We start from the raw sequence: 23765 nt of genomic DNA on the forward strand, positions 1-23765 counted from the left end.
GGACCCGGGCTGGCCGCCTCGCGCAGCGGGCCCGCGACGAACGCCCAGAGCGTGAGCGCGCCCAGGGCGCCGCCGACCAGGGAGGGCAGCGCGTCGAAGGTGTCCGCGCCGGCCCGGGTCAGCGCGGCGGCCACCCCGAGGGCGGTGAACGCGGCGATGCCGGCCAGCCCGATCCGCAGCCGCCGGGCCGCCAGCACGCCGATCAACGCCGCGATCCCGGCCAGCAGCACCGCCGTGCCGACCAGCAGAGCGATCTTGTCGTACCGGCCGAAGACCGCGATGGCGAACTGCTTGAGCGGCTCCGGCACCGCGTCGACGACCAGCCCCCCGACCGCGATCAGCGGGGCGGACCGGGGACCGGTGAGGACGGCCACCGGCTCGGCGACACCGATCGCGACGGCCGCGGCCGTGACCCCGGCCAGCGCGGCCCGGCCGCGCGACATGCTGCTCACGGCGACCAGTCTCCCCGCCCGGAGCCGACGACCGCCAACCTCGTCAGGGTTTCGTAAGCAGAGACGGGTCAGGGCACACCGCCGGGTCGGCGGTGTGCCCTGACCGTCAGGCCGTACGGCGCGGGATCAGAAGCCCGGGCCGTGCTGGTGGCCGTGGCCGTGCGAGTGGCCGTGCCCACCGGCGGCGGCCGGCTCGGGCTGCTCCGGCTTCTCCACCACCAGGCTCTCGGTGGTGAGCAGCAGGCCGGCGATGGAGGCGGCGTTGGTGACCGCGTTGCGGGTCACCTTCACCGGGTCGAGGATGCCCGACTTGACCAGGTCGACGTACTCGCCGGTGGCGGCGTCGAGGCCATTGCCCCACTCCTTGGCGGCGACCTTCTGCACCACCACGTAGCCGTCGTGGCCGGCGTTCTGGGCGATCCAGCGCAGCGGCTCGACCAGCGCCTTGCGCACGATCGAGACACCGACCTTCTCGTCACCGGTGAAGCTGAGGTCGTCGTCGAGCACCGGCAGGATCTGGGCCAGGGCGGCACCGCCGCCGGGGACCGTACCCTCCTCGACCGCCGCCTTGGTCGCGGCGATCGCGTCCTCGATGCGGTGCTTGCGCTCCTTCATCTCGACCTCGGTGGCCGCGCCGACCTTGATCACGGCGACCCCGCCGGAGAGCTTGGCCAGCCGCTCGGCCAGCTTCTCCCGGTCCCACTCGGAGTCCGAGGCCTCGATCTCCTTGCGGATCTGCGCGACCCGGTCGGTGACCTCGCTGGCCTGGCCGCCACCGTCGACGACGGTGGTGTTCTCCTTGTCGACCACCACGCGGCGGGCGGTGCCGAGCACCTCCAGGCCGACCTGGTCGAGCTTGTAGCCCAGCTCCGGGGCGACCAGCTCGGCGCCGGTCAGGATCGCCATGTCCTGCAGCATCGCCTTGCGGCGGTCGCCGAAGCCGGGGGCCTTGACCGCGCAGACCTTGATGGTCTTGCGGAGCGCGTTGACCACCAGGGTGGAGAGCGCCTGGCCCTCGACGTCCTCGGCGATGATCAGCAGCGGCTTGCTGTTCTGGAGGACCTTCTCCAGCAGCGGCAGCAGCTCCTCGATCGCCGAGATCTTCTGCGTGGTGATCAGGATGTACGGGTCCTCCAGGACCGCCTCCTGCGCCTCCACGTCGGTGACGAAGTTCGGCGAGATGAAGCCCTTGTCGAACTGGAGACCCTCGGTCACCTCCAGCTCGGTGGTGAGCATGGAGCCCTCCTCGACGGTGATGACACCGTCGCGGCCGACCCGCTCCATCGCCTCGGCGATCAGCTCGCCGATGGTCGCGTCCTGCGCGGAGATCGTCGCCACGTTCGCGATCGACTCCTTGCTGGCCACCTCGACGGCCCGGCCGAGCAGCGCCTCGGAGACCTTGCCGGCCGCCGCGTCGATGCCCCGCTTCAGGCCGGTCGGGTTGGACCCGGCGGTCACGTTGCGCAGACCCTCGCGGACCATGGCCTGGGCCAGCACGGTCGCGGTGGTGGTCCCGTCGCCGGCGACGTCGTTGGTCTTGGTCGCCACCTCCTTGACCAGCTGCGCGCCGAGGTTCTCGTACGGGTTGGTGAGCTCGATCTCCTTGGCGATCGTCACGCCGTCGTTGGTGATCGTGGGCACACCGAACTTCTTGTCCAGGACGACGTTGCGCCCGCGCGGGCCGAGAGTGACCTTGACCGCGTCCGCGAGGGCGTTGACACCGTGCTCCAGCAGGTGCCGGGCGTCGTCCGAGAAGCTCAGGATCTTCGCCATCTGTATCCCTTCGAAGCGACGTTGCCCCGGCCCGGCGAGCCGGACCGGGGCAACGACACTGATCGGTTGCTTACTTCTCGATGACCGCGAGGACGTCGCGGGCGGAGAGCACCAGGTACTCCTCGCCGGCGTACTTGACCTCGGTGCCGCCGTACTTCGAGTAGAGGACGGTGTCGCCGACCTTCACGTCGATCGGCACGCGGTTGCCCTTGTCGTCGATCCGGCCCGGGCCGACAGCGAGGACGGTGCCCTCCTGCGGCTTCTCCTTGGCGGTGTCGGGGATCACGATGCCCGAGGCGGTGGTGGTCTCGGCCTCGTTCGCCTGGACCACGATGCGGTCCTCGAGCGGCTTGATCGCAACCTTGGTCGCGGTAGTCACGGGCATACCCTCCTGGGGTACTTGGTGTCGTTGCCGGTCGGCGAGCCGACCGGCGTCAATCTGCCACATGCCACCGGGCGGGGCCGTCGTCGCGGGTGCCGGTCCGCCTGGCGTTCAACCCCCGGGCACCAGGGCCCGGGCGTTGGCACCCTCAGGGCGAGAGTGCTAATCGCAGGTTATTCCTCGGCTAGCACTCCGTCAAGGAGAGTGCCAACGCGCCGCCCTTCGTGTCGCCGGAGAAACCGCCGGGGCCACAGCCCCGCGCCCGGCGACGACCGGGAGAATGCCCGGGTGGACCTGGAACAGTTCGCCGCGCTGCGTACCCCCGAGGGGTCGGCCGCCCTCGACGCGGCGGCCCGGCTGGCCGGCGGCGACCCGCTGGCCGCGGCGGCCGCGCTCCGCTCCGCCGGACTCCCGGCCGGGCTCGCCGCCGCCGCGCTCACCCAGGCCGAGCTGCGCCGCCGGGCCGTGGGCAAGTTCGGGCCGGCGGCCGCCGGCATGTTCCTCACCCGTCCCGGGCTGGAGCAGGCCACCCGCCGGGTGGTCGCCGAGCGGCGGGCCGCCCGGCTGCGCGCCGCCGGGATCGGCACCCTGGCCGACCTCGGCTGCGGCCTGGGGGCCGACGCGCTGGCCGCCGCCCGCGCCGGCATCCGGGTGTACGGGGTGGAGGCCGACCCGGTGACCGCCGCGATGGCCGCCGCGAACGCCGAGGCCGCCGGGCTGGCGGAGCTGTTCACCGTCGAGTGCGGGGACGCCACGGCGTTCGACGTGACCCGGGTCGAGGCGGTCTTCTGCGATCCGGCCCGGCGCCGGGCCGGCACGGGACGGCGCGTCTTCGACCCGAACGCCTACGCGCCACCCTGGGACTTCGTCACCGGGCTCGCCGAGCGGGTGCCGTACACCGTGGTCAAGGTGGCGCCCGGCCTGGACCACGCGCTCATCCCGGCCGGCGCGGAGGCCGAGTGGGTCAGTGTGGACGGCGACCTGGTCGAGGCGGCGCTCTGGTGCGGCGCGCTGGCCGAGGTGCCCCGCCGCGCCACCGTGCTCCGGGAGAAGGGCTCCGGCGGTGGGGCGGCCCCCGCCCGGCACCTCACCGGCTCCGGCGCCGAGGCGGCACCGGTCGGGCCCACCCGCCGCTTCCTGTACGACCCGGACCCGGCGGTGGTCCGCGCCCACCTGGTCGCCGAGCTGACCGACACGCTGGGCGGGAACCTGGCCGATCCGAGCATCGCCTACCTCTACGCCGATCGGGCCCGGCCCACCCCGTACGCCCGCTGCCTGGAGCTGACCGACGTGCTGCCGTTCTCGCTGAAGCGGCTGCGCGCCCTGCTCCGGGAGCGCCGGGTCGGCCGGGTGGAGATCCTCAAGCGCGGCTCGGCGCTCGAGCCGGAGCAACTGCGCCGGGACCTGCGGCTGGCCGGGGACGGCTCGGCCAGCGTGGTGCTGACCCGGGTGGCCGGCGCGCCCACCGTGCTGCTGGGCCGCCCGGTTCCCGCCTGACGGTTTCCGCTCGCCCGCCGGCCCGGCGACGGCTAGCTTGGCGGGCATGGCGGGACAGGGCACTCCGGCGACGGCGCTGCTGAGCCGGCGGAAGATCTCCCACAGCACCCACCCGTACGACGTCCCACCCGACGCGCCGAACTACGGCGGGCTGGTCGCGGCGGCGCTCGGCGTACCCCCGGAACGGGTGTTCAAGTCGCTGGTCACCGCGGTCGACGGCGGCCTGACCGTGGCGGTCGTACCGGTCACCGGCGAGCTGGACCTCAAGGCGCTCGCCGCCGCGGTCGGCGGTAAGCGGGCCGCCCTGGCGGACCGGGCGGTGGCCGAGCGGGCCACCGGTTACGTGCGGGGCGGGATCAGCCCGCTCGGCCAGCGCAAGCGGCTGCCCACGGTGGTGGACGCGTCGGCGCTGGACCACCCGACGGTCTACGTGTCGGCGGGTCGGCGCGGGCTGCAACTGCAACTCGCCCCGGCCGACCTGGTGGCGCTGACCGGCGCCGTCACCGCCCCGATCGCCACCGGCTGAGTCCGGGTCCACGCCGCTCCGTCGGCGGGTGCCGGGAGCGTTCTCGCAGGTCTTCCCGGGAGGGCTGGCCGCGGGATGACGACCGGGCGACAATCGCGTTGCTGAATTGTTACCGCTGCCAACAAACTTCCGATCTCGGCTCCCTTGCGCGGCTCGGGACGGGCGGAATACGTTGCCGGGCACAACAAAACACCGACAACGACTCCCCCAACCCCCGAAAGGACCCATGCAGATGCGCAAGGGCTTCCTCACCTTCGCGGCCGTCGGTCTGCTCGCGGCGGGCAGCATGGCCGCCTGCGGTGACGACGGCGGTTCCGACAAGGCCGGCGGTTCGGCCAACAAGAAGCCGAAGATCGGCGTCATCCTGCCGGACAGCAAGTCCTCCGCCCGCTGGGAGGGCGCGGACCGCAAGTACCTCAAGGAGGCGTTCGACGCGGCCGGCGTCGAGTCCGACATCCAGAACGCGCAGAACGACAAGAACGCCTTCCAGACCATCGCCGAGCAGATGATCACCAGCGGCGTCAACGTGCTGATGATCGTCAACCTGGACTCCGGCACCGGCAAGGCCGTGCTCGAGAAGGCCAAGTCGCAGGGCGTGGCCACCATCGACTACGACCGGCTGACCCTGGGCGGCTCGGCCCAGTACTACGTCAGCTTCGACAACGAGGCCGTCGGCAAGCTCCAGGGCGAGGGCCTGGCCAAGTGCCTCACCGACAAGGGCGCCAAGAACCCGGCGATCGCCTACCTCAACGGCGCGCCGACCGACAACAACGCGACCCTGTTCAAGAACGGGTACGACTCGGTGCTCAAGCCGAAGTTCGACTCGAAGGAGTACACCAAGGTCGCCGACGACTCGGTGCCCGCCTGGGACGCCGCGCAGGCCACCACCATCTTCGAGCAGCAGCTCACCAAGGCCGGCGGCAAGATCGACGGCGTGCTGGCCGCCAACGACGCGCTCGGTAACGCGGCCATCTCGGTGCTGAAGAAGAACAAGCTCAACGGCAAGGTCCCGGTGACCGGCCAGGACGCCACCAAGGAAGGCCTGCAGAACATCCTCGTCGGCGACCAGTGCATGACCGTCTACAAGGCGGTCAAGAAGGAGGCGGACGCCGCCGCCGGCCTGGCCATCGCGCTGGCCAAGGGGGAGAAGAAGGAGACCGGTCAGACGGTCAAGGACCCGGAGGGCGGCCGGGACGTCCCGTCCGTGCTGCTGGAGCCGAAGGCGATCTACAAGGACAGCGTCAAGGACGTCGTGGCCGACGGCTACATCACCAAGGAAGCGCTCTGCACGGGCAACTTCGCGAAGCTCTGCACCGACGCCGGCATCAGCTGACCCATCCCGCTTCAGGCGGCGCCGCCCGGCACGGATATCCGTGCCGGGCGGCGCCCACGCCCGGACGGGCTCCGAGCCCTCCCCTCCGTGCCAAAGGAGAACCCCGTGTCCGCTACCCCCCTGCTGGAGCTACGCGGGATCGACAAGAGCTTCGGTCCCGTCCAGGTGCTCCGCGACGTGGCCTTCACCGCCTACCCCGGTGAGGTGACCGCGCTGGTCGGCGACAACGGCGCCGGCAAGTCGACCCTGGTCAAGTGCATCAGCGGCATCTACCCCACCGACGGCGGCGAGTTCCACTTCGACGGCCGGCCGGTGAGCATCAACAGCCCGCGCGACGCGGCCGCGCTCGGCATCGAGGTCGTCTACCAGGACCTCGCGCTCTGCGACAACCTCGACATCGTGCAGAACATGTTCCTCGGCCGGGAGAAGCGCAGCGGGATCGTGCTCGACGAGCCGACCATGGAGCAGATGGCCGCGGAGACCCTGGCCGGGCTCAGCGTGCGTACCGTCAAGTCGCTGCGCCAGCACGTGGCCAGCCTCTCCGGCGGGCAGCGGCAGACCGTCGCGATCGCCAAGGCGGTGCTCTGGAACAGCAGGCTGGTCATCCTGGACGAGCCGACCGCCGCCCTCGGCGTCGCGCAGACCGCCCAGGTGCTCGAGCTGGTCCGCCGGCTGGCCGACAACGGCCTGGCCGTGGTGCTCATCTCGCACAACATGAACGACGTCTTCGCGGTCTCCGACCGCGTCGCCGCGCTCTACCTCGGCCAGATGGTCGCCCAGGTCAAGACCACCGACATCACCCACGCGCAGGTGGTCGAGCTGATCACGGCCGGCCGCTCCGGCAACCTCGGCCTCGCCGACCCGGGCAGCAACGGCACCGGCGCCGCGCCCGCCGACACCACCCCAGGAGCCGCCCGATGACCACCACCGCCGTGAAGAAGGAGGGCCCCGCCGCGGTCGCGCCGGCGCCCACCGTCGGCACCCACTTCAGCAACTACCTGCGGCGGGTCCGCGGTGGCGACATCGGCGCGCTGCCGGCGGTCCTCATGCTCCTCGCGCTGGCGATCGGCTTCTCGATCGCCCGCCCGTCGTTCTTCACGGCCGGCAACTTCGCCAACCTGTTCACCCAGGGAGCGGCGACCACGCTCATCGCGATGGGACTGGTCTTCGTCCTGCTGCTCGGCGAGATCGACCTCTCCGCCGGCTTCGCCAGCGGCGTCTGTGCCGCGATCCTGGCCAACGTGGTCACCGTGCTCGGCTACCCGTGGTACGTGGCGGTGCTCGCCGCCGTCGTCACCGGCGTGGTGATCGGTATCGGGCTCGGCCTGCTCGTGGCGAAGGTCGGCATTCCGTCCTTCGTGGTCACCCTCGCCGGCTTCCTCGCCTTCCAGGGCGTCGTGCTGATGCTCATGAAGGAGGGCTCCAACATCTCGGTGCGGGACGACGTCCTGGTCGCCATCGCCAACCGCAACCTGCCCCCCACGCTCGGCTGGGCGCTGGCCGCGGTCGCCGTCGCCGGGTACGCGGCCACCCAGCTGCTGCGGTACCGCAACCGGGCCGCGCGCGGCCTGCTCACCGACCCGATCGCGGTGGTGCTGGCCCGGATCGCCGGCCTCGCCGTCATCCTCGGCGCCGCGGTCTACGTGCTCAACCTGGAGCGCAGCCGCAACGTGCTGGTCGTCTCGCTCAAGGGCGTGCCGATCGTGGTGCCGATCATCGCGCTGCTGCTGATCCTCTGGACCTTCGTGCTCCAGCGCACCAGCTACGGCCGGCACATCTACGCGGTCGGCGGCAACGCCGAGGCCGCCCGCCGGGCCGGCATCAACGTCGACCGGATCCGCACCTCCGTCTTCGTCATCTGCTCCACCATGGCGGCGATCGGCGGCATCGTGGCGGCCAGCCGGGCCAACTCGGTGGACCCCAACACCGGCGGCAGCAACGTGCTGCTCTACGCCGTCGGCGCCGCGGTGATCGGCGGCACCAGCCTCTTCGGCGGCAAGGGCCGCATCCTCGACGCCGTGCTCGGTGGTGCGGTGGTCGCGGTCATCGACAACGGCATGGGACTGATGGGCTACAGCTCGGGCGTGAAGTACGTGGTCACCGGCGTGGTCCTGCTCGCCGCCGCCACCATCGACGCGCTGTCCCGGCGCCGGGCCGCCGCCACCGGCAACCGCTGAACCCGGGGTGGACATGGCGTTGGCGATGCGCGCGGGCCCGAGCCAGGACGAGATCCGCCGGCAGAACCTGGGCGCACTGCTCCGCTACGTCCACGTGCACGGTGCCACCAGCCGCGCCGAGCTGACCACCGCGCTCGGACTCAACCGCAGCACCATCGGCGCGCTGACCGCCGACCTGGCCAATGCCGGTCTGGTCAGCGAGGGGACGCCGAAGGAGACCGGCCGGGCCGGACGACCGTCGCTGGTCGTCCGGCCCGAGTCGGCCCGGGTGTACGCGTACGCGTACAGCGTCGAGGTGGACCGGCTGCGGGCCGCGCGGGTCGGACTGGGCGGTGAGGTGCTCGACCGCCGGGAGCTGGACCGGCCGCGCAACCTGGTCGCCGGCGAGGCCGCGCCGCTGCTGGCCGGCGCGGTCAAGGAGATGCACCACTCGGTGCCGCCGGGCTCCATCTGCGTCGGCGCCGGGGTGGCCGTCTGCGGCATGGTCCGCCGGGAGGACGGGCTGGTCCGGCTGAGCCCCACCACCGGCTGGGTGGACGAGCCGATCGGCGCGGCCCTCGCCGCCGAGCTGGGCATCGACGTGCCGATCACGGTCGGCAACGTGGCGGACGTGGCCGCCTACGCCGAACACGCCCGGGGCGTCGCCGCCGGCTGCGACAACGTCATCTACCTCTACGGGGACGTCGGCGTCGGTGCCGGCATCATCGCCGGCGGGCGGCGGCTCACCGGGCACGGCGGATACAGCGGCGAGGTCGGCCACATGGTGGTGGTCCGCGACGGGGTGCGCTGCGACTGCGGCCGGCGCGGCTGCTGGGAAACCGAGATCGGCGAGCACGGGCTGCTCCGGGCCGCCGGCCGGTGCGACGCCCGGGGCCGGGACGCGCTGCTCGGCGTCTTCGACGCCGCCGACCGGGGCGACGCCCGGGCCCAGACCGCCGTCCGGCAGGCCGGCGACTGGCTCGGCTTCGGGGTGGCCAACCTGGTCAACATCTTCAACCCGGAGATGGTCATCTTCGGCGGCACCATGCGCGACCTCTACCTGGCGGCCGCCGCCCAGGTACGCAGCCGGCTCAACTCCAACGGGCTGCCCGCCTGCCTCGAACACGTCCGGCTGCGTACCCCGCTGCTCGGCGACGACGCGGCCCTCATCGGGGCCGCCGAGCTGGCCTTCGAACGCCTCCTCGCCGACCCCCTGGACGCCGGCTGAACTGATCGGGGCCGTGATCCGTACCAGTGTGCGGACGGGCGGCCGGCGGGTGCGGCCGTCCACGACATCCGCGTACCGGTCCGGACCGAGGAGGCACCCCCACCATGGCACCGCTGGAATCCGTCCGCCGCCGCCTGGCGCTGCTGCTGCTCGCGCTCGTCGCGGGAGTCGGCGTGCTGCCCGGAACGGCGCTGGCCGCCCCCGCGCCCGGCCAGCAGCTCAACGCCGCCGACATGACCCTGCTCAACGGGGTACGGCTGGCCGGGCTCTGGGAGATGCCGGCCGGTCAGATGGCCGCCGAGAAGGGCCAGTCCAAGCGGGTACGCCAGATCGGCGCCGAGATCGCCCGGCAGCACGGCGTGCTGGACCAGCTGGTGGTCCAGGCGGCGAACAAGCTGGGCGCCACCCTGCCGACCGATCCGACGGCCGAGCAGAAGGGGTGGCTCACCGAGATGCAGAACGCCACCGGCGCCCGGTTCGACCAGATCTTCGTGACCCGGCTCCGGGTCGCCCACGGCAAGATCTTCCCGGTGATCGGCGCGGTCCGGGCCAGCACCCGGGACCCGATCGTGCGCAAGCTCGCCGAGCAGGCCAACACCTTCGTCAACGACCACATGACCATGCTGGAGAGCACCGGGCTGGTCCGCTGGCAACAGCTCCCGCCCGCCGCGCTGCCCCCGGCACAGAGCGACTCGCTGGTCGCCGCCGCCGCGGCCAACGTGGGCAGCGGCGGCGGAGTGCAGGTCAGCACCACCGTGGTCTGGGCGGTCTTCCTGCTCGCCCTGGTCACCGGCGGCTACGCGACCTGGCGCATCCTGCGCCGCACCTGACGTGGCGGGCCGGCGCCCCGGCACGAGGGACCCCGTCGACCGGGGACGCCGGCCCACCTCGCTCAGCCGTGCCAGGAACGCCAGAGGGCCGCGTACGAGCCGCCCGCCGCGACCAGCTCGTCGTGCGAACCCAGCTCGGTGATCCTGCCCTCCTCGACCACCGCCACCCGGTCCGCGTCGTGTGCGGAGAAGAGCCGGTGCGCGATCGCGATGACGGTCCGGCCCGACAGCACCGCGGCCAGCGAACGTTCCAGGGCCCGGGCGGCCCGCGGGTCGATCAGCGAGGTGGCCTCGTCGAGCACCAGGGTGTGCGGATCGGCGAGTACCAGCCGGGCCAGCGCGAGCTGCTGCGCCTGGGCCGGGGAGAGCGGATGCCCGCCCGCGCCCACCCGGGTGTCCAGCCCGTCCGGCAGCGCCGCCGCCCAGTCCAGCGCGTCGACCGCGGCCAGCGCGGCGCGGATCCGGGCCGGGTCCGCGTCCGGGCGGACCATCGCCACGTTCTCGGCCAGGGTGCCGATGAAGACGTGGTGCTCCTGGCTGACCAGCGCGACGTGCCCGCGCAGGTCGGCCAGGGGCAGCTCGGTGAGCGGCCGGCCGTCCACCGTGACGGCGCCCGACCGTGGCGCGTGCACCCCGGCCAGTAGCCGGCCCAGGGTCGACTTGCCCGCCCCGGACGGGCCCACCATGGCGAGCTTCTCCCCCGGCCGGGGCGCCAGGGTCACCCCGTGCAGCACGTCGTGGCCGGTCCGGTACGCGTACCGGACGTCGTGGGCGGCCAGCCGGCCGTCGGTCGCCGCCGGCCGCACGGTGGACGGGGCGCCGGCCGGCGCAGGCCGGTCGGCGGGCTCGGCGGCCACCCCGAGCAGCCGGGCCAGCGAGGCGCCGCCGACCTGGAACTCGTCCAGCCAGGAGAGCAGCCGGTCGACCGGGTCGACCAGTTGCTGGGCGTAGAGGGTCGCGGCGGTGACCTGCCCGAGGCTGGCCCAGCCCTTCAGGTAGAACCAGCCGCCGAGCAGCAGGGTGCCGGCCACCGGCAGCAGGTAGCCGATCTCGGCGATCGGGAAGAAGACCGTCCGCAGTTGCAACGTGTAGTACTCGGCCGCGTACGACCGGCGGATGTCGGTGGCGGTGCGGGCCCGGCGGCGGGCCTGCTGGCGCAGCGCCTCGGTGGTCCGGGCCCCCTCGGCCGTCTCGCTGAGCCCGTCGGTGATGTCGGAGTACGCGGCGTTCTCCCGCAGGTACCCCGCCGGTGCCCGGCGCAGGTACCACCGGGTGCCGGCCACCAGCAGCGGCACCACGAGCACGCACGGCAGCACCAGCAGCGGACCGGTCAGCACCAGCGCGCCGAGGATCAGCAGCACGGTGACCGCGGCGATCAGCGTCTCCGGGGCGGCGAACCGGACCGTCCGGGACAGCGCCGCGACGTCCCGGGAGGTGCGGGTGAGCAGGTCACCCGTGCCGGCCCGCTCCACGGTGGAGAGCGGCAGGGCCAGCACCCGGTCGACGAACTCCTCGCGCAGCTCCGCGAGGACCCGCTCGCCGAGCCGGGCCGAGGCCAGGTGGGCGAAGCGGACCAGCACCGACTGGGCGATCACGAAGCCGGCGATGGCCAGCGCGATCCGGTCGACGGTGACCGCGCCGACCCCGCGCGAGATGCCCTCGACCAGGTCGCCGAGGAGCCGGGGCGCGACCAGTCCGGCGGCCGCGGCGAGCGCGTGCAGGCCGAGCGCGGCGGCCAGGCCGCGCGGATGCCGGCGGGCCAGCTCCCGCGCGTACCGGCGGACCTGCCGCGCGTCGGCGACGGGCAGCGCGTTGCTCACCGCTCCTCCTCCCGGCTCACCGTGGCCCGGTACCGGGGCTCGGCGGCGAGCAGCTCGTCGTGCCGGCCCTCGGCGACCACCTTGCCGTCCTCCACGAAGATCACGTGCTCGGCGCGGCCCAGCATCAGCGGGCTGGTGGTGCAGACCAGCGTGGTCCGGCCGCGTCGGGCCGCCGGCAGCCGGTCGGCGATCCGCACCTCGGTGTGGGTGTCCACCGCGCTGGTCGGCTCGACCAGGATCAGCGTCTCCGGGTCGGCGACCAGCGCCCGGGCCAGCCGCAGCCGCTGCCGCTGCCCGCCGGAGAACTCCCGGCCGCGCTCGGCGACCGCGCCGTCCAGGCCACCCGGAAGCGCCTCGACGATGTCGGTGGCGCTCGCCGCCACCAGCGCCGCCTCGACCGCCGGGCGGTCGCCCCGGTCGTGCGGGTCCAGCTCGGCGCGGAGGGTGCCGCTGAAGAGCTGCGCGTCGTTGTCGGCCACCAGGATCCGCTCGCGCACCGTCGCCAGCGCCACGTCCCGCAGCGGTACGCCGTGCAGCGTCACGTCCCCGTCGGCGTACCGGCCGAGCCGGTCGGCGATCTCGGCCGCGTCCTCGGGGCTGGTGGCGGCCAGCGCGGTGAGCCGGCCCGGCCGCAGCACCACCCCGGAGCGCACGTCCGCCAGCTCGCCCGGCCCGGCGGGCAGCGGCACCGGGCGGGCCGGGTCGGTGAACTCGGGGGCGAGGCGGAGCAGCCGCACCACCCGGCGGGCCGCCACGTGCCCCCGGGCCACCTTGTCGGCCGTCTCGGTGAGGTTGCGCAGCGGGCTGACCAGGAAAGCGGTGTAGCCGTAGAAGGAGACGAGCTGGCCGGCGCTGATCTCGCCGCGCAGCGCGAACCGCGCCCCGAGCCAGGTGACCAGCACCACGAAGACGCCAGGCAGCAGGATCTGCGCCGCCTGGAGCAGCGACTCCACCCGGGCCACCCGCAGGCCGTCCGCGCGCAGCGCCTGGGACTGCTCCCGGTAGCGGGCGCCCAGCACCGGCTCGCCGCCCACCCCGCGCAGCACCCGCAGCCCGGAGACGATGTCGGCGGCCCGGGCGGTCAGCTCGCCCGTCGACTCCCGGTACGCGGCCTGCTGCCGGTGCAGCGGCCGGATCAGCAGCGCCACCAGCGCCATGAGCAGCGGCACCCCGAGCACCACCACGAGGCCGAGCGGCACCGACGCGGTGAGCAGGATCACCGACACGGTGCCGATGGCGACCACCGCGCCGGCGCCCCGGGCGGTGATGTCGACCGCGCTGCCGATGTGCTCGATGTCGGCCGTACCGATGCTCACCACCTCGCCGGCGGCCACCCGGCGGGGCAGCGCGGCGCCCAACCGGTTGGTGGCCTCCACGGTGAGCTGCACGGTCCGGTAGGCGGCCGCGAGCCAGTTGTGCACCGCGCAGCGGTGTCGCAGGATGCCCGCGATCGCCTGGACGACGCCCAGCCCGAGCAGCACGAGACCCCAGCGGAGCAGGGCGTCCGGGTCGCGCTGGGTGAGGCCGGCGTCGACGGCCCGGCCGACCGCGGCCGGCATCAGGGCCTGGGCCACCATCCAGGTGACCCCGAGGGCGATGGCGCCGCCGAAGATCAGCGGCTGCCGTCCGGCGAGCCAGACCAGGTAGCGGGTGGCGGACCGGACGTCGGGGGTGCCGGGATCACCGGCCGGTGCGAAGCGCATGACCACCCGACGCTAGGTGCCGGGCCGGGACGGGCGCCAACCAGTTTCCGTTGACCCGGCCGGTCGGATCAGCGGTCGACCTGGGTGAAGTCCCAACTGTGCGGAGGGCGGGTGACCAGGGTGGGCGGCGGATCCGGCAGGGCCTGCGGGCTGCTCCGCCACTTCGAGATGACCACCAGCCGGTGGTCGGTGGAGGAGAACACCTCGCTGGACAGGTGCAGCGGGTCATGCTCGAACTCGGGCAGCGCGGTCTCGCAGACCCAGGTGATCAGGTCGGCGAAGCCGTACGGCTCGGCCTTCGCCTCCCACATCCGGACGATCACGTCGTTCCCTTCCGCCTCAGACACTGACCACGGTCAGCGGCATCGCCGAGTCGGCGGGCAGGTCCAGGCGGCTGGGCGCGACGCCGGCGGCGACCAGGTGCGAGCCGAGCGCGGCCACCATCGCCCCGTTGTCGGTGCAGAGCCCCGGCCGGGGCGTACGCACCCGGATGCCGTGCTTCGCGGCCCGGTGCCCGGCCATCGCCCGCAGCCGGGAGTTGGCCGCCACCCCACCGCCGATCACGAGGGTATCGATGCCGCTGGTCCGGCAGGCGTCCAGGGCCTTGCCGACCAGCACGTCGCAGACCGCCTCCTGGAAGGACGCGGCCACGTCGGCGACCGGGACCGGCTCGCCGGCCCGCTGCCGCGCCTCCACCCAGCGGGCCACCGCCGTCTTCAGGCCGGAGAAGGAGAAGTCGTACCGGTGCCCGGCCAGGTCCTTGGCGGCGGTCAGCCCGCGCGGGAAGGCGATCGCCGCGGGGTCGCCGGCGCGGGCCTCCCGGTCGATGAACGGGCCGCCGGGGAAGGGCAGGCCGAGCAGGCGGGCCACCTTGTCGAAGGCCTCGCCGGCCGCGTCGTCGATGGTCGAGCCGAGCGGGGTGACCTCCCGGGCGAGGTCGTCCACCCGCAGCAGCGAGGAGTGCCCGCCGGAGACCAGCAGGGCGATCGCCGGCTCGGGCAGCGGGCCGTGCTCGAGGGTGTCCACCGCGACGTGCGCGGACAGGTGGTTGACCCCGTACACCGGCTTCTCGGCGGCGACCGCGTACCCCTTGGCGGCGGCGACCCCGACGAGCAGCGCGCCGGCCAGGCCCGGCCCGGCGGTGACCGCGATCGCGTCGATGTCCGCGATCGTCACGCCGGCCTCGGTCAACGCCCGCTGCATGGTCGGCACGATGGCTTCCAGGTGGGCCCGGCTGGCCACCTCGGGCACCACGCCGCCGAACCGGGCGTGCTCCTCGACGCTGGATGCCAGCGCGTCGGCGAGCAGGGTGTGCCCGCGGACGATGCCCACCCCGGTCTCGTCGCAGGAGGTCTCGATGCCGAGGATCAGCGGTTCGTCAGCCATGCTCTCAGCCCTCGTTGCGCTGCATGACCAGCGCGTCGGTGTTGCTTGCCTGGTAGTAGCCGCGACGCACGCCGATCGGCTCGAAGCCGTAGGTCGCGTAGAGCCGCTGGGCCGGGGCGTTGTCGGCGGCCACCTCGAGCAGCGTGCTGCGCGCGCCGAGCCGGGCCGCCTCGGCGAGCAACGCCTCCAGCAGGAGCCGGCCGATGCCCCGCCGCTGGACGTCCCGGCGGACCGCGATGGTCTGCACCCAGGCCTCGTCGGGCAGGGCCACGGTCAGCCCGGCGTAGCCGAGCAACGTGCCGTCGTCGTCCACGGCCACCCGGTAGAAGTGCCCGTTGGCCAGTTCGTTCCAGAACATCGCCGGGGACCACTGTTCGGCGCCGAAGGCGTCCGCCTCGATCGGCAGCACCTGTTCGATGTGCCACCAGCGGAACCGCGCCAGTCGCACGCCCGGCTCACTCCTCGCGCTCACGGCGCCACCACCGTTCGCGACTGCGGGGCTCGCAGGCCCGGCTCACTCCTCGCGCTCACGGCGCCACCATTGTTCGCGACTGCGGGGCTCGCAGGCCCGGCTCACTCCTCGCGCTCACGGGAGGACCGGCTTGTGGCTGGTGGCCGCGACGGCGTCCGGGCGGCGCAGGTAGAGCGGAGTGAGCGGCTCACCGGGGGCACCCGCGCGGACCCGCTCGGCGGCGAGCCGGGCCAGCGCCGTCGCGGCCGGGTACCGCGGCTGGGCGCGGACCGGCAGACCGAGGACGTCCGCGTACCGGTGGGCGCCGTCGCCGACCGCGACCGTGACGGCCAGCTCCCGGGCCCGCTCGGCGGCGACCGCCGGGGTGTCCACGTTCGGGCCGGCGATCCGCTGGCCGGCGCCGTCGTAGACGGCCCAGTACACCTCGCGCCGGCGCGCGTCGCTCGCGGCCAGTACCGGCTCGCCGGCGGCCGCCGGGTGACCGATCGCGTCCAGCGAGCAGACCCCGTAGGTGGGAACGTCGAGCACCTGGCCCATGGTGGCGGCGGTGACCAGGCCGACCCGCAGCCCGGTGAACGGCCCCGGGCCGAGCCCGGCCACGATCGCGGCCAGGTCGGCCGGGCGGGCATCGGCGTCGGCCAGCACCGCGTCGACCTGCGGGGCGAGCAGTTCGCCGTGCGCCCGGGCGTCGACGGTGCACCGCTGGGCGCGCGCCACCACGCCGTCCGCCGAGACCTCGACCAGGGCCGCGGTCACCGCGGGCGTCGAGGAGTCCACCACGAGTACGAGCACGGTAAGCCAGAGTAGCCGCCCTGCGGCCACCACCGGTCACGGCCTGTCCCCGCGAGACACCCACCGGTGAGCTGCTGCCCCACCGCCCCGGCTTGCACCCCGCGCCGAGCCAAGCTCACCCACCCGTCGAGCCGGCGGACCAAGCCCGCGGACCGAGCCGGCGGGCCGGCAGGCCGAGCAGGCGGACCAAGCCGGCGGGCCGAGCAGGCGGGCCGGCAGGCCGAGCAGAGCCCCAAGGCGGCAGGCCGAGCAGAGCCCAAGCCGGCGGCCGAGCAGGGCCGCAAGCCGGCGGGTTGAGCGGGCGCCGCGGCCAGGATCGGCGGTGGGGGTCGGGTGTTGCGGAGCGTGGCGGGCACCGGGACGACACCCAGCTTTTTGTCGATATGCCGCAGAGGCATAAAGATGACTGAGAGGCATATCGCGGAAAAGTGGTCGTCCATCATTCGGGGATGCCTGACAGCAGACTGACCCGGCAGATCGCCGCCGCGCTGCGGGACGAACGCCAGCGCCGGGACCTCACCCAGCGCCGCCTGGCCGACCTGGCCGGGTTGAGCCAGGGCGCGGTCGCCCGGATCGAACGGGGCGACCGGGTGCCGAGCCTGCCGGTGGTGGAGCGGCTCTTCGCCGCGCTCGGGCGGCAGCTCCGGCTGACCGTGGAGCCGCTGGACAGCCACCTCGACGCCGCGCTCGACGGCCTGGCCGGACAGCCGGTGGTGGAGCGGCTCGACGAGTTGGGCCTGGACCGGATGATCGACGCGCTGGGCGAGCTGCCGTATGTGCTGACCGGGGCCACGGCGGCGCTGCTCCAGGGCGCCCCGCTACCCGTGGCCGCCGTCGAGGTGGCGGTGCGCTGGCGGGACGCGGCCCGTCTCACCGCCTTCCTCGAACGGGAGTACGGGCTGCGGTGGAACGCCCGCTGGGAGGATTGGGGCGGCCTCCGGATCGAGCCGGAGGAGCCGGGCGAGCACCGCTGGCAGACCCGCCTCGGCGAGCTGCGGGCCCGCATGTGCGACGAGCTGCCGGAGTCGGTTGAGGTCCGGCACGGCGACCGGAGCTACCGGGTCGAGCCGCTGATCGAGGTGGAGCTGACCGACCGGCGCGCCGCCGACCTGCTCCACCGCCACCGGCAGCGCCGCCACGCCACGCCAGCCGGGACAGCGCCAGCCCACACCGGGCCCGCCCACACCACACCAGCCGAGGCAGCGCCAGCCGACACCGGGCCCGCCCACACCACACCAGCCGAGGCAGCGCCAGCCCACACCAGGCCTGCCCACACCACGCCAGCAGGGACAGCGCCAGCCGACGCGGGGTCAGCCGGCTGAGCGCTCCCAGTCGACGGTGGGCAGGCCGGCGTCGGCGAGGGCCTTGTTCGCGGCGCTGAACGGGCGGCTGCCCAGGAAGCCGCGCGGGTTCATCGGGCTCGGGTGGCCCGCCTCCAGCACGACGTGCCGCGGGTTGGTGACCAGGGCGGCCTTCTTGCGGGCGTACCCGCCCCAGAGCAGGAAGACCACCCGCTGGTCGAGGCCGTCCAGCGCCCGGATGGTCGCGTCGGTGAACTCCTCCCACCCCTGGTTGGCGTGCGAGCCGGGGGTGGCCTCCCGGACGGTGAGCACCGAGTTGAGCAGCAGCACGCCCTGCGCGGCCCAGCCGCTCAGGTTGCCGCTGCGCGGCTTCGGCACGCCCAGGTCCTCCGCCAGCTCCTTGAAGACGTTGCGCAGCGACGGCGGCACCGTCACCCCCTCGCGCACGCTGAAGCTCAACCCGTGCGCCTGCCCCGCCTTGTGGTACGGGTCCTGCCCGAGGATCAGCACCCGGGTCTGCGCGGGGTCGCACAGCCGGTAGGCGGAGAACAGGTCCTCGACCGGCGGGAAGACGGTCCGGACGGCGTACTCCCGGGCGACGAACTGGGCGAGCGCCGCGGTGCGCGCCGGATCCAGGTGCGGGGTGAGCACCGCGCGCCAGGCGTCGGGCAGCAGCGCCAGCAGGTCGAGGGTGGGAGCGTCGTCGGGCATCGGCAGCCTTTCACCGGTCGGATCGGTCTCCGGCACTGTAGGCAGCCGGTACGACAGCCCTCAGTCCAGGGTGGCCAGCCGGCGCGCCCAGTCGCCACCGACCGGTTCCAGGCTCACCACCCGGGTGTCGTCGTCCCGCCGGTCGATCCGGATCCGTAGGTGGGCGTCGACCAGTTGCTCCACCATGCCCTCGCCCCACTCCACCACGGTGACCGCCTCGTCGACCGAGGCGTCCAGGTCCAGGTCGTCGATCTCGGCGCGCGGATCGGTGGACTCCCCCAACCGGTACGCGTCGGCGTGCACCAGGGTCACCCGGCCGCCCCGGGCCGGATCGGGCCGGTGCACCCGGGCGATCACGAAGGTCGGCGAGGTGATGTCGCCGCGTACGCCCAGGCCGGCGCCGATGCCCTGGGTCAGCGCCGTCTTGCCCGCCCCCAGCGGGCCACTGAGCAGCAGCAGGTCCCCCGCGCGCAGCAGTCCGGCGAGCCGACGGCCGAAGTCGTGGGTGTCGTCGAGCGTCTTCAGCTCCACCAACGCGGTCACAACGCCTCCAGGAACCGTTGCAGCGCCGCGTTCACCTCGTCGGCGTGCTCCAGCATCACCACGTGCCCGCTGTCGTGGATCTTGACGAACTCGGCGTGCGGCAGCCGCCGGACGATCTCCTCGGAATGGGTCACCGGCGTGATCATGTCCTTGTCCCCCACGATCACCAGCACCGGCGTGCCGGCCAGCGCGGCCAGCGCCGGGAACCGGGAATGGGTGGCCAGGGTCCGCAGGTACCGGGTGACCGTGTCGGCGGAGGTGCGCGAGTTCATCGTCTCCACGTAGGAGACCAGGGCGGCGCTCGGCTTCGGCGTGCCGAAGCCGTACTTGCGGGTGAGCAGCCAGGCGACGTTGGAGGTGGACTGCCGCGCCTTGTCGATCACCGTGCCGCCGTACCGGGCGGCGTTGCTCATCATGTAGAGCACCGGCGCGCCGACCCGGCCGAGCAGCGCCGGGGCGACCAGCTTGGTCTCGGCGAGCAGGCCGCCCGAGGTGGCCATCAGCACGGTGCCGACCACCCGGTCGCCGAACAGCTCCGGGTACAGCTCGGCCAACGCCATGATGGTCATCCCGCCCATGGAATGGCCGACGAGCACCAACGGACCCTCCGGGGCCACCTCGTCGATCACCCGACGCAACGTCCCGCCCAGCGTGGCCAGGTCGTAGTCACCGGTCTCCAACCGCCCCGACCGGCCGTGCCCGGGCTGGTCGTACGCGACGACCCGGTAGTCGCCCCGGGCGGCGAGCATCTTGCGCTGGAAGTGGAACGTCCCCATGTCCAGGCAGAAGCCGTGCACCAGCACCACCGTCGGGTGCCCGGCGACCGGTCGGGTCGGCTCGACCACCTCCACGTGGATGTCGGTGCCGTCCGGCATCTCCACCTCGAACGCCCGGTCGTACGGCTGCTGGTCGAAGACCTCGCCGGCGTACCGGTCGGTGGGGTCGTTCTTGAACCGGCGGACCAGGACCCGCTCGCTCACCACGCCCGCGGCGAGCCCCGCGGCGGCGACGCCGACGGCGGCGCCGACCACCCCGGCGACCCGGCCGGCGGCGGTCCGCGGCCGGGGCACCCGGAACCTCGGACTCACGGTGCGACCTGTGCTCGCGGCCGTTCGCCGTCGTAGACCCGGGGCACCCGTACGCCGCCGAAGCGGGTGACGATCTCGTAGTTGATGGTGCCGACCGCCTCGGCCCAGTCGTCGGCGGTGGGCTCGCCGTCGGCACCGCTGCCGAAGAGGGTCGCCACGTCCCCGGCGGCCACCTCGTCGTCGCCGCAGTCGATCACGAACTGGTCCATGCAGACCCGGCCGGAGATCGTCCGCCGCTTGCCGGCGAGCTGGACCGGGCCGGTGTTCGAGGCGTGCCGGGGCACCCCGTCGGCGTAGCCGAGCGGGACCACGGCCAGGTTGCTCTCGGCTTCGGTGAGGTAGGTGTGGCCGTAGGAGACGCCGGTGCCGGGCGGAACCCGCTTGGTGAGCATCACCCGGGCCCGGGCGGTCATCGCCGGGCGCAGCCCGAACTGCTCGCCCGCGATCGGTGACAGGCCGTACACGGCCAGGCCGGGCCGGACCAGGTCGAAGTGGGTGTCCGGGCGGGTCAGGGTGGCGGCCGAGTTGGCCAGGTGCCGGTAGCGGGGGCGCAGGCCGGCCCGCTCCACCATCTCCAGCCCTTCGTGAAAGACCGCCAGCTGGCGGTCCGTGGTGGGGTGCCCGGGCGAGTCGGCGTACACGAAGTGGCTCCACACCCCGACCACCTCGACCAGACCGTCGGCCTGGGCCTTCGCGGCGGCCTCCAGCAGCGCCGGCCAGTCGGCGACGGTGGCGCCGCCGCGCGCCAGCCCGGTGTCGATCTTCAGGTGGATCCGCGCCGGGCGGTCCGCCCGCCGGCCCGCCTCGATCATCTCGTCGAGCTGGGTGAGGCTGGCGCAGCCCAGGTCCACGCCGACCGCGACGCCGTCGTGCAGCGGCAGGCCCGGGTCGAGCAGCCAGGCCAGCACCGGCGCGCTGACGCCCTGCTGGCGCAGGGCGAGCGCCTCGTCGAGGGTGCAGACCCCGAGCCAGTCGGCGCCCGCGTCGAGGGCCGCCCGGGCGGCCGGGACCATGCCGTGGCCGTAGCCGTCGCCCTTCACCACCGCCATCAGCTCGGCGCTCGTTCCCGACTTGAGCCGGGCCACGTTCTCCCGGATCGCGTCCAGGTCGACGCGCACCTCCGACTGCCACATGCCCCCAGCCTACTTCCGCCGGTGATCTCCGTGGCCCTGAGCCGCGCGGCCGGTGGTGCGGTCAGCCCAGACCGGCGATCACCGGACGCAGGGCGGTCGCCACGTCGGGCGCGGTCACCGGGCCGCCGCGGGCCGCCTCCCGGCCGGCCAGCCCGTGCAGGTACGCCGCCGCGGCCGCCGCCCGCTCGGGCGCCAGCCCGGCCGCGAGCAGCGAGCCGAGCAGCCCGGCCAGCACGTCCCCGGTGCCCCCGGTGGCCAGCGCCGGGGTGCCGGTCGGGTTGACGTACGCCCGGCCGTCCGGGGTGGCGACGATCGTGCGGTCCCCCTTGAGCAGCACCACGGCGTTCATCCAGGCGGCCAGCCGCTGCGCCGCCGCCACCCGGTCCGCCCCCGGCGTCTCGCCGCAGAGCCGGGCGTACTCGCGGTCGTGCGGGGTCACCACGATCGGGGCGTCCCGGTCCCGCAGCCGGTCGGCCATCTTGCCGTCGACCAGCAGGGTGAGCGCGTCCGCGTCGAGCACCACCGGCACCGGCGCGGCGAGCACCGCGCGCAGCTCGGCGACGGACTCCTCGCCGGTGCCCAGCCCGGAGCCGCAGACCCAGGCCTGCACCCGGCCCGTGTCGGCGACCCGCCCGGTGGCGATCACCGAGGGATGCTGGTGCAGCACCTCCGCCCGGGCGCCGCCCGCGTACCGGACCATGCCGGTGGGGCCGGCCAGCGCGCCGCCCACGGAGAGCACGGCCGCACCCGGATAGGTGGCCGAGCCGGTCGCCACCCCGACCACGCCCCGGCTGTACTTCTCCGACGACGGGCCGAGCCGCGGCCACCAGTCGATGACGTCCGACCGTTCGACGACGCGCAGCGCCGGCGCCGCCCGCAGCCACGGGCCCAGGCCGATGTCGACCAGCTCGACCTGGCCGGCGAGCGCGGCGGCCGGGCCCACCACCAGGGCCGGCTTCAGCGCGCCGAAGGCCACGGTCACGTCGGCGTGCACCGCGCAGGGCCGGCCGGAGTCGGTCACCGGCACGTGGCCGGTGTCCACCACCACGCCGCTGGGCACGTCGACCGCGACCACGGTGGCCCGCGCGCCGTCCCGCCCGATCCGCCCGGCCAGGCTCGCGGCGAGCTGGTCGGCGGTCTCCCGCAGCCCGCCGGTGCCGCCGATCCCCACGATGCCGTCGAGCACCAGGTCCACCACGGCCGGCGGCCGGTCGACCACCCGCCCACCGGCGGCCCGGAACGCGGCCAGCCCTTCGGCGTGTGCCCGGCCCGGGGTGAGCAGCAGGGCGGCGACCGCCGCGCCCCGCCGGGCCAGCCGCGCGCCCGCGTAGAGCGCGTCGCCGCCGTTGTCCCCGGAGCCGACCAGCAGCAGCACCCGGGCGCCGTAGACCCCGCTCGCGGCACCACGATCCGGCCGCTGCGCGGCGAAGCGGTCGGTGAGCAGCAACGCGCACCGGCGGGCCAGCCCGGCGGCGGCCCGCTGCATCAGCGTCCCGGGCGGGAGGGTGGCCATCAGGCCGGCCTCCGCCGCACGTACGTCCGCGACCCGCCACACCGGTCCCATGCCACCCCGTCCCGTCCGTATCCCCCGGTCGGGCCGGCCGGCCCGCCGGTCGACTCAGCGTTCCGCGACCACCATCGCCGAGGCGATCCCGCCGTCGTGTGACAGCGACAGATGCCAGTGGTTGATCCCCCGCTCGGCCGCCGCGGCCGCCACCGTGCCGGCGACGGTCAGCCAGGGCCGGCCGGCCGGGTCCGCCACCACCTCGCAGTCGTGCCAGTTCAGCCCGGCCGGCGCCCCGAGCGCCTTGGCCACCGCCTCCTTGGCCGCGAACCGGGCGGCCATCGACTCCGCCGAGCGCGGGTGACCGGTGCGGGTGTAGCGCTCCGTCTCGGTGAACAGGCGGTCGGCGAGCAGCGGCGTGCGCGCCAGGGACCGGGCGAACCGGTCCACCAGCACCACGTCGATGCCGACAGCCACGATCACGAGGCTCACCCTACCGGCGGCGGGGGCCGCACATTAGCCGCCGGCCACGCCGGGGGCAACGTCCTGTGGAGAACCGCCGGTACGGCCGCCGGCCGCCGTCCACAGGGCCGGTCGGGGTGCTCCCGTGCCACCTAACGTCCCCGGTGTCCGTTCCGCCCCCGCCGGCCGCCCCGCCGGCGGCCCGTCGCCCCCGGGGAGGGCTGCCATGTCCGAGGAGCCGTTGACCGTCGAGCTGGAGCTGCTCCGCGCGGTGGCCCGGGAGCTGGGCGACGACGGGTACCGGCTGGCGCACGGGCTGGCCGCCGCGCCGGGTCTGCTCGTCCCGGCGGACGGGTGGCGGGCCGGGGCCGCGCTCGCCGACCTGGAGGCGGCGGTGCAGCGCTGGTGCGGGTCGTTGGCCGCCCGGCTGGCGCGGACCGCCGACGCGGTGCGCGCCGCCGCCGACGGCTACGAGGCGGTGGACGAGCGGGCCGCCGCCCGGCTGACCGGGATCCCCCGGTGACCGGCCCGGCCACCCCGGTCGGGTACGCCCAGCTGTGGCGGGCCGACCCGGGCGGCTGGTCGGCCGCCGGGGCGGCCTGGCGGGCGCTCACCGGTCCGCTCCGGCACCGGCTCGACGCGCTCGACGCGCGGGCCGCCGCGCTGCGCCCCG

At 74.4% G+C, this 23765-nt stretch carries 23 protein-coding genes and 1 pseudogene; 9 read left to right on the forward strand and 15 right to left on the reverse strand.

Annotated features, from left to right (window positions below):
- The 3 genes and pseudogenes from LQ51_RS01720 to groES form a co-directional block, all read right to left on the reverse strand.
- Window positions 1-443 (reverse strand): annotated as a pseudogene (locus LQ51_RS01720) (molybdopterin-binding oxidoreductase); the annotation flags it as partial.
- 135 nt (window positions 444-578) lie between these two features.
- Entirely contained in the window at window positions 579-2225 is a 1647-nt protein-coding gene (gene groL / locus LQ51_RS01725) for a chaperonin GroEL (RefSeq protein ID WP_046562839.1), read from the reverse strand.
- Between the two features lie 70 nt (window positions 2226-2295).
- Window positions 2296-2610 carry a co-chaperone GroES gene (gene groES / locus LQ51_RS01730; protein WP_018222648.1) on the reverse strand — a complete coding sequence of 105 codons (315 nt, stop codon included), beginning with the start codon at window positions 2608-2610 and terminating at the stop codon, window positions 2296-2298.
- Between the two features lie 285 nt (window positions 2611-2895).
- Between groES and LQ51_RS01735 the strand changes: the two genes are divergently transcribed.
- The 7 genes from LQ51_RS01735 to LQ51_RS01765 all read left to right on the forward strand — a co-directional run bounded on the left by LQ51_RS01735 (window position 2896) and on the right by LQ51_RS01765 (window position 10177).
- Window positions 2896-4104, forward strand: a complete 1209-nt coding sequence (locus LQ51_RS01735) for a THUMP-like domain-containing protein (RefSeq protein ID WP_046562840.1) — start codon at window positions 2896-2898, stop codon at window positions 4102-4104.
- Window positions 4105-4150: 46 nt separating this feature from the next.
- Entirely contained in the window at window positions 4151-4630 is a 480-nt protein-coding gene (gene ybaK, locus LQ51_RS01740) for a Cys-tRNA(Pro) deacylase (RefSeq protein WP_046562841.1), read from the forward strand.
- A gap of 232 nt (window positions 4631-4862) precedes the next feature.
- Entirely contained in the window at window positions 4863-5963 is a 1101-nt protein-coding gene (locus LQ51_RS01745) for a sugar ABC transporter substrate-binding protein (RefSeq protein ID WP_046562857.1), read from the forward strand.
- Between the two features lie 105 nt (window positions 5964-6068).
- Window positions 6069-6884 carry an ATP-binding cassette domain-containing protein gene (locus LQ51_RS01750; RefSeq protein ID WP_046562842.1) on the forward strand — a complete coding sequence of 272 codons (816 nt, stop codon included), beginning with the start codon at window positions 6069-6071 and terminating at the stop codon, window positions 6882-6884.
- A complete protein-coding gene (locus tag LQ51_RS01755; protein WP_046562843.1) occupies window positions 6881-8140 on the forward strand; it encodes a sugar ABC transporter permease in 1260 nt (419 codons plus the stop codon). Before LQ51_RS01750 ends, LQ51_RS01755 begins: the two co-directional genes overlap by 4 nt.
- Window positions 8141-8165: 25 nt before the next feature.
- Window positions 8166-9347, forward strand: coding sequence for an ROK family protein (locus LQ51_RS01760; protein WP_046562858.1), 1182 nt, complete (start codon window positions 8166-8168; stop codon window positions 9345-9347).
- Window positions 9348-9451: 104 nt separating this feature from the next.
- Window positions 9452-10177: a DUF4142 domain-containing protein gene (locus LQ51_RS01765; RefSeq protein ID WP_046562844.1), complete on the forward strand. Its 726-nt coding sequence runs from the start codon at window positions 9452-9454 to the stop codon at window positions 10175-10177.
- 62 nt (window positions 10178-10239) lie between these two features.
- On the opposite strand, the gene LQ51_RS01770 is transcribed toward LQ51_RS01765, so the two are convergent.
- From LQ51_RS01770 to tsaB, 6 genes are all read right to left on the reverse strand, one after another.
- Window positions 10240-11997, reverse strand: a complete 1758-nt coding sequence (locus LQ51_RS01770; RefSeq protein WP_046562845.1) for an ABC transporter ATP-binding protein — start codon at window positions 11995-11997, stop codon at window positions 10240-10242.
- Complete coding sequence (locus tag LQ51_RS01775; RefSeq protein ID WP_046562859.1) at window positions 11994-13700, reverse strand: ABC transporter ATP-binding protein; 1707 nt, start codon at window positions 13698-13700, stop codon at window positions 11994-11996. The genes LQ51_RS01770 and LQ51_RS01775 overlap by 4 nt, the downstream gene beginning before the upstream one ends.
- A 68-nt stretch (window positions 13701-13768) precedes the next feature.
- On the reverse strand, window positions 13769-14023 hold the full coding sequence (locus LQ51_RS01780; RefSeq protein WP_046562846.1) for a hypothetical protein: 255 nt from the start codon (window positions 14021-14023) through the stop codon (window positions 13769-13771).
- A 16-nt stretch (window positions 14024-14039) separates the two neighbouring features.
- On the reverse strand, window positions 14040-15086 hold the full coding sequence (gene tsaD / locus LQ51_RS01785; RefSeq protein WP_046562847.1) for a tRNA (adenosine(37)-N6)-threonylcarbamoyltransferase complex transferase subunit TsaD: 1047 nt from the start codon (window positions 15084-15086) through the stop codon (window positions 14040-14042).
- Window positions 15087-15090: 4 nt separating this feature from the next.
- Window positions 15091-15534, reverse strand: a complete 444-nt coding sequence (gene rimI, locus LQ51_RS01790) for a ribosomal protein S18-alanine N-acetyltransferase (RefSeq protein ID WP_046562848.1) — start codon at window positions 15532-15534, stop codon at window positions 15091-15093.
- 138 nt (window positions 15535-15672) lie between these two features.
- Window positions 15673-16350, reverse strand: a complete 678-nt coding sequence (tsaB, locus tag LQ51_RS01795; protein WP_046562849.1) for a tRNA (adenosine(37)-N6)-threonylcarbamoyltransferase complex dimerization subunit type 1 TsaB — start codon at window positions 16348-16350, stop codon at window positions 15673-15675.
- Window positions 16351-16799: 449 nt separating this feature from the next.
- Here tsaB and LQ51_RS01800 point away from each other — a divergent pair, with 449 nt between their 5' ends.
- Window positions 16800-17672, forward strand: coding sequence for a helix-turn-helix domain-containing protein (locus LQ51_RS01800; RefSeq protein ID WP_046562850.1), 873 nt, complete (start codon window positions 16800-16802; stop codon window positions 17670-17672).
- Here the strand turns inward: LQ51_RS01800 and ung are convergent.
- The 6 genes from ung to LQ51_RS01830 form a co-directional block, all read right to left on the reverse strand.
- The gene (gene ung / locus LQ51_RS01805) at window positions 17661-18362 is read right to left on the reverse strand and encodes a uracil-DNA glycosylase (protein ID WP_046562851.1); all 702 of its coding nucleotides are present in this window, start codon (window positions 18360-18362) and stop codon (window positions 17661-17663) included. The genes LQ51_RS01800 and ung overlap by 12 nt on opposite strands.
- Window positions 18363-18422: 60 nt before the next feature.
- Window positions 18423-18905 (reverse strand): tRNA (adenosine(37)-N6)-threonylcarbamoyltransferase complex ATPase subunit type 1 TsaE, encoded by a 483-nt coding sequence (gene tsaE, locus LQ51_RS01810; protein ID WP_046562852.1) that lies wholly within the window; start codon window positions 18903-18905, stop codon window positions 18423-18425.
- Window positions 18902-19993: an alpha/beta fold hydrolase gene (locus LQ51_RS01815; protein WP_046562853.1), complete on the reverse strand. Its 1092-nt coding sequence runs from the start codon at window positions 19991-19993 to the stop codon at window positions 18902-18904. Before LQ51_RS01815 ends, tsaE begins: the two co-directional genes overlap by 4 nt.
- Window positions 19990-21126 (reverse strand): alanine racemase, encoded by a 1137-nt coding sequence (gene alr / locus LQ51_RS01820; protein WP_046562854.1) that lies wholly within the window; start codon window positions 21124-21126, stop codon window positions 19990-19992. Before alr ends, LQ51_RS01815 begins: the two co-directional genes overlap by 4 nt.
- A gap of 61 nt (window positions 21127-21187) precedes the next feature.
- Window positions 21188-22690 carry an NAD(P)H-hydrate dehydratase gene (locus tag LQ51_RS01825; protein WP_046562855.1) on the reverse strand — a complete coding sequence of 501 codons (1503 nt, stop codon included), beginning with the start codon at window positions 22688-22690 and terminating at the stop codon, window positions 21188-21190.
- Window positions 22691-22744: 54 nt separating this feature from the next.
- Window positions 22745-23113, reverse strand: coding sequence for a holo-ACP synthase (locus LQ51_RS01830; protein ID WP_046562860.1), 369 nt, complete (start codon window positions 23111-23113; stop codon window positions 22745-22747).
- 205 nt (window positions 23114-23318) lie between these two features.
- On the opposite strand from LQ51_RS01830, the gene LQ51_RS01835 reads away from it, so the two are divergent.
- A complete protein-coding gene (locus LQ51_RS01835; protein ID WP_046562856.1) occupies window positions 23319-23615 on the forward strand; it encodes a type VII secretion target in 297 nt (98 codons plus the stop codon).
- The last annotated feature ends 150 nt before the right edge of the window (window positions 23616-23765 follow it).

Source organism: Micromonospora sp. HK10 (genome assembly GCF_000982955.1).
In the GTDB taxonomy this organism is placed as follows: domain Bacteria; phylum Actinomycetota; class Actinomycetes; order Mycobacteriales; family Micromonosporaceae; genus Micromonospora.

Coding starts and splice junctions, on each gene's coding strand:
- ybaK (WP_046562841.1), top strand. CDS start 4,151: ATGGCGGGACAGGGCACTCCGGCGACGGCGCTGCTGAGCCGGCGGAAG.
- groES (WP_018222648.1), bottom strand. CDS start 2,610: ATGCCCGTGACTACCGCGACCAAGGTTGCGATCAAGCCGCTCGAGGAC.
- LQ51_RS01765 (WP_046562844.1), top strand. CDS start 9,452: ATGGCACCGCTGGAATCCGTCCGCCGCCGCCTGGCGCTGCTGCTGCTC.
- alr (WP_046562854.1), bottom strand. CDS start 21,126: ATGTGGCAGTCGGAGGTGCGCGTCGACCTGGACGCGATCCGGGAGAAC.
- LQ51_RS01775 (WP_046562859.1), bottom strand. CDS start 13,700: ATGCGCTTCGCACCGGCCGGTGATCCCGGCACCCCCGACGTCCGGTCC.
- LQ51_RS01825 (WP_046562855.1), bottom strand. CDS start 22,690: ATGGGACCGGTGTGGCGGGTCGCGGACGTACGTGCGGCGGAGGCCGGC.
- groL (WP_046562839.1), bottom strand. CDS start 2,225: ATGGCGAAGATCCTGAGCTTCTCGGACGACGCCCGGCACCTGCTGGAG.
- LQ51_RS01835 (WP_046562856.1), top strand. CDS start 23,319: ATGTCCGAGGAGCCGTTGACCGTCGAGCTGGAGCTGCTCCGCGCGGTG.
- LQ51_RS01755 (WP_046562843.1), top strand. CDS start 6,881: ATGACCACCACCGCCGTGAAGAAGGAGGGCCCCGCCGCGGTCGCGCCG.
- LQ51_RS01760 (WP_046562858.1), top strand. CDS start 8,166: ATGCGCGCGGGCCCGAGCCAGGACGAGATCCGCCGGCAGAACCTGGGC.
- LQ51_RS01745 (WP_046562857.1), top strand. CDS start 4,863: ATGCGCAAGGGCTTCCTCACCTTCGCGGCCGTCGGTCTGCTCGCGGCG.
- LQ51_RS01800 (WP_046562850.1), top strand. CDS start 16,800: ATGCCTGACAGCAGACTGACCCGGCAGATCGCCGCCGCGCTGCGGGAC.
- tsaD (WP_046562847.1), bottom strand. CDS start 15,086: ATGGCTGACGAACCGCTGATCCTCGGCATCGAGACCTCCTGCGACGAG.
- ung (WP_046562851.1), bottom strand. CDS start 18,362: ATGCCCGACGACGCTCCCACCCTCGACCTGCTGGCGCTGCTGCCCGAC.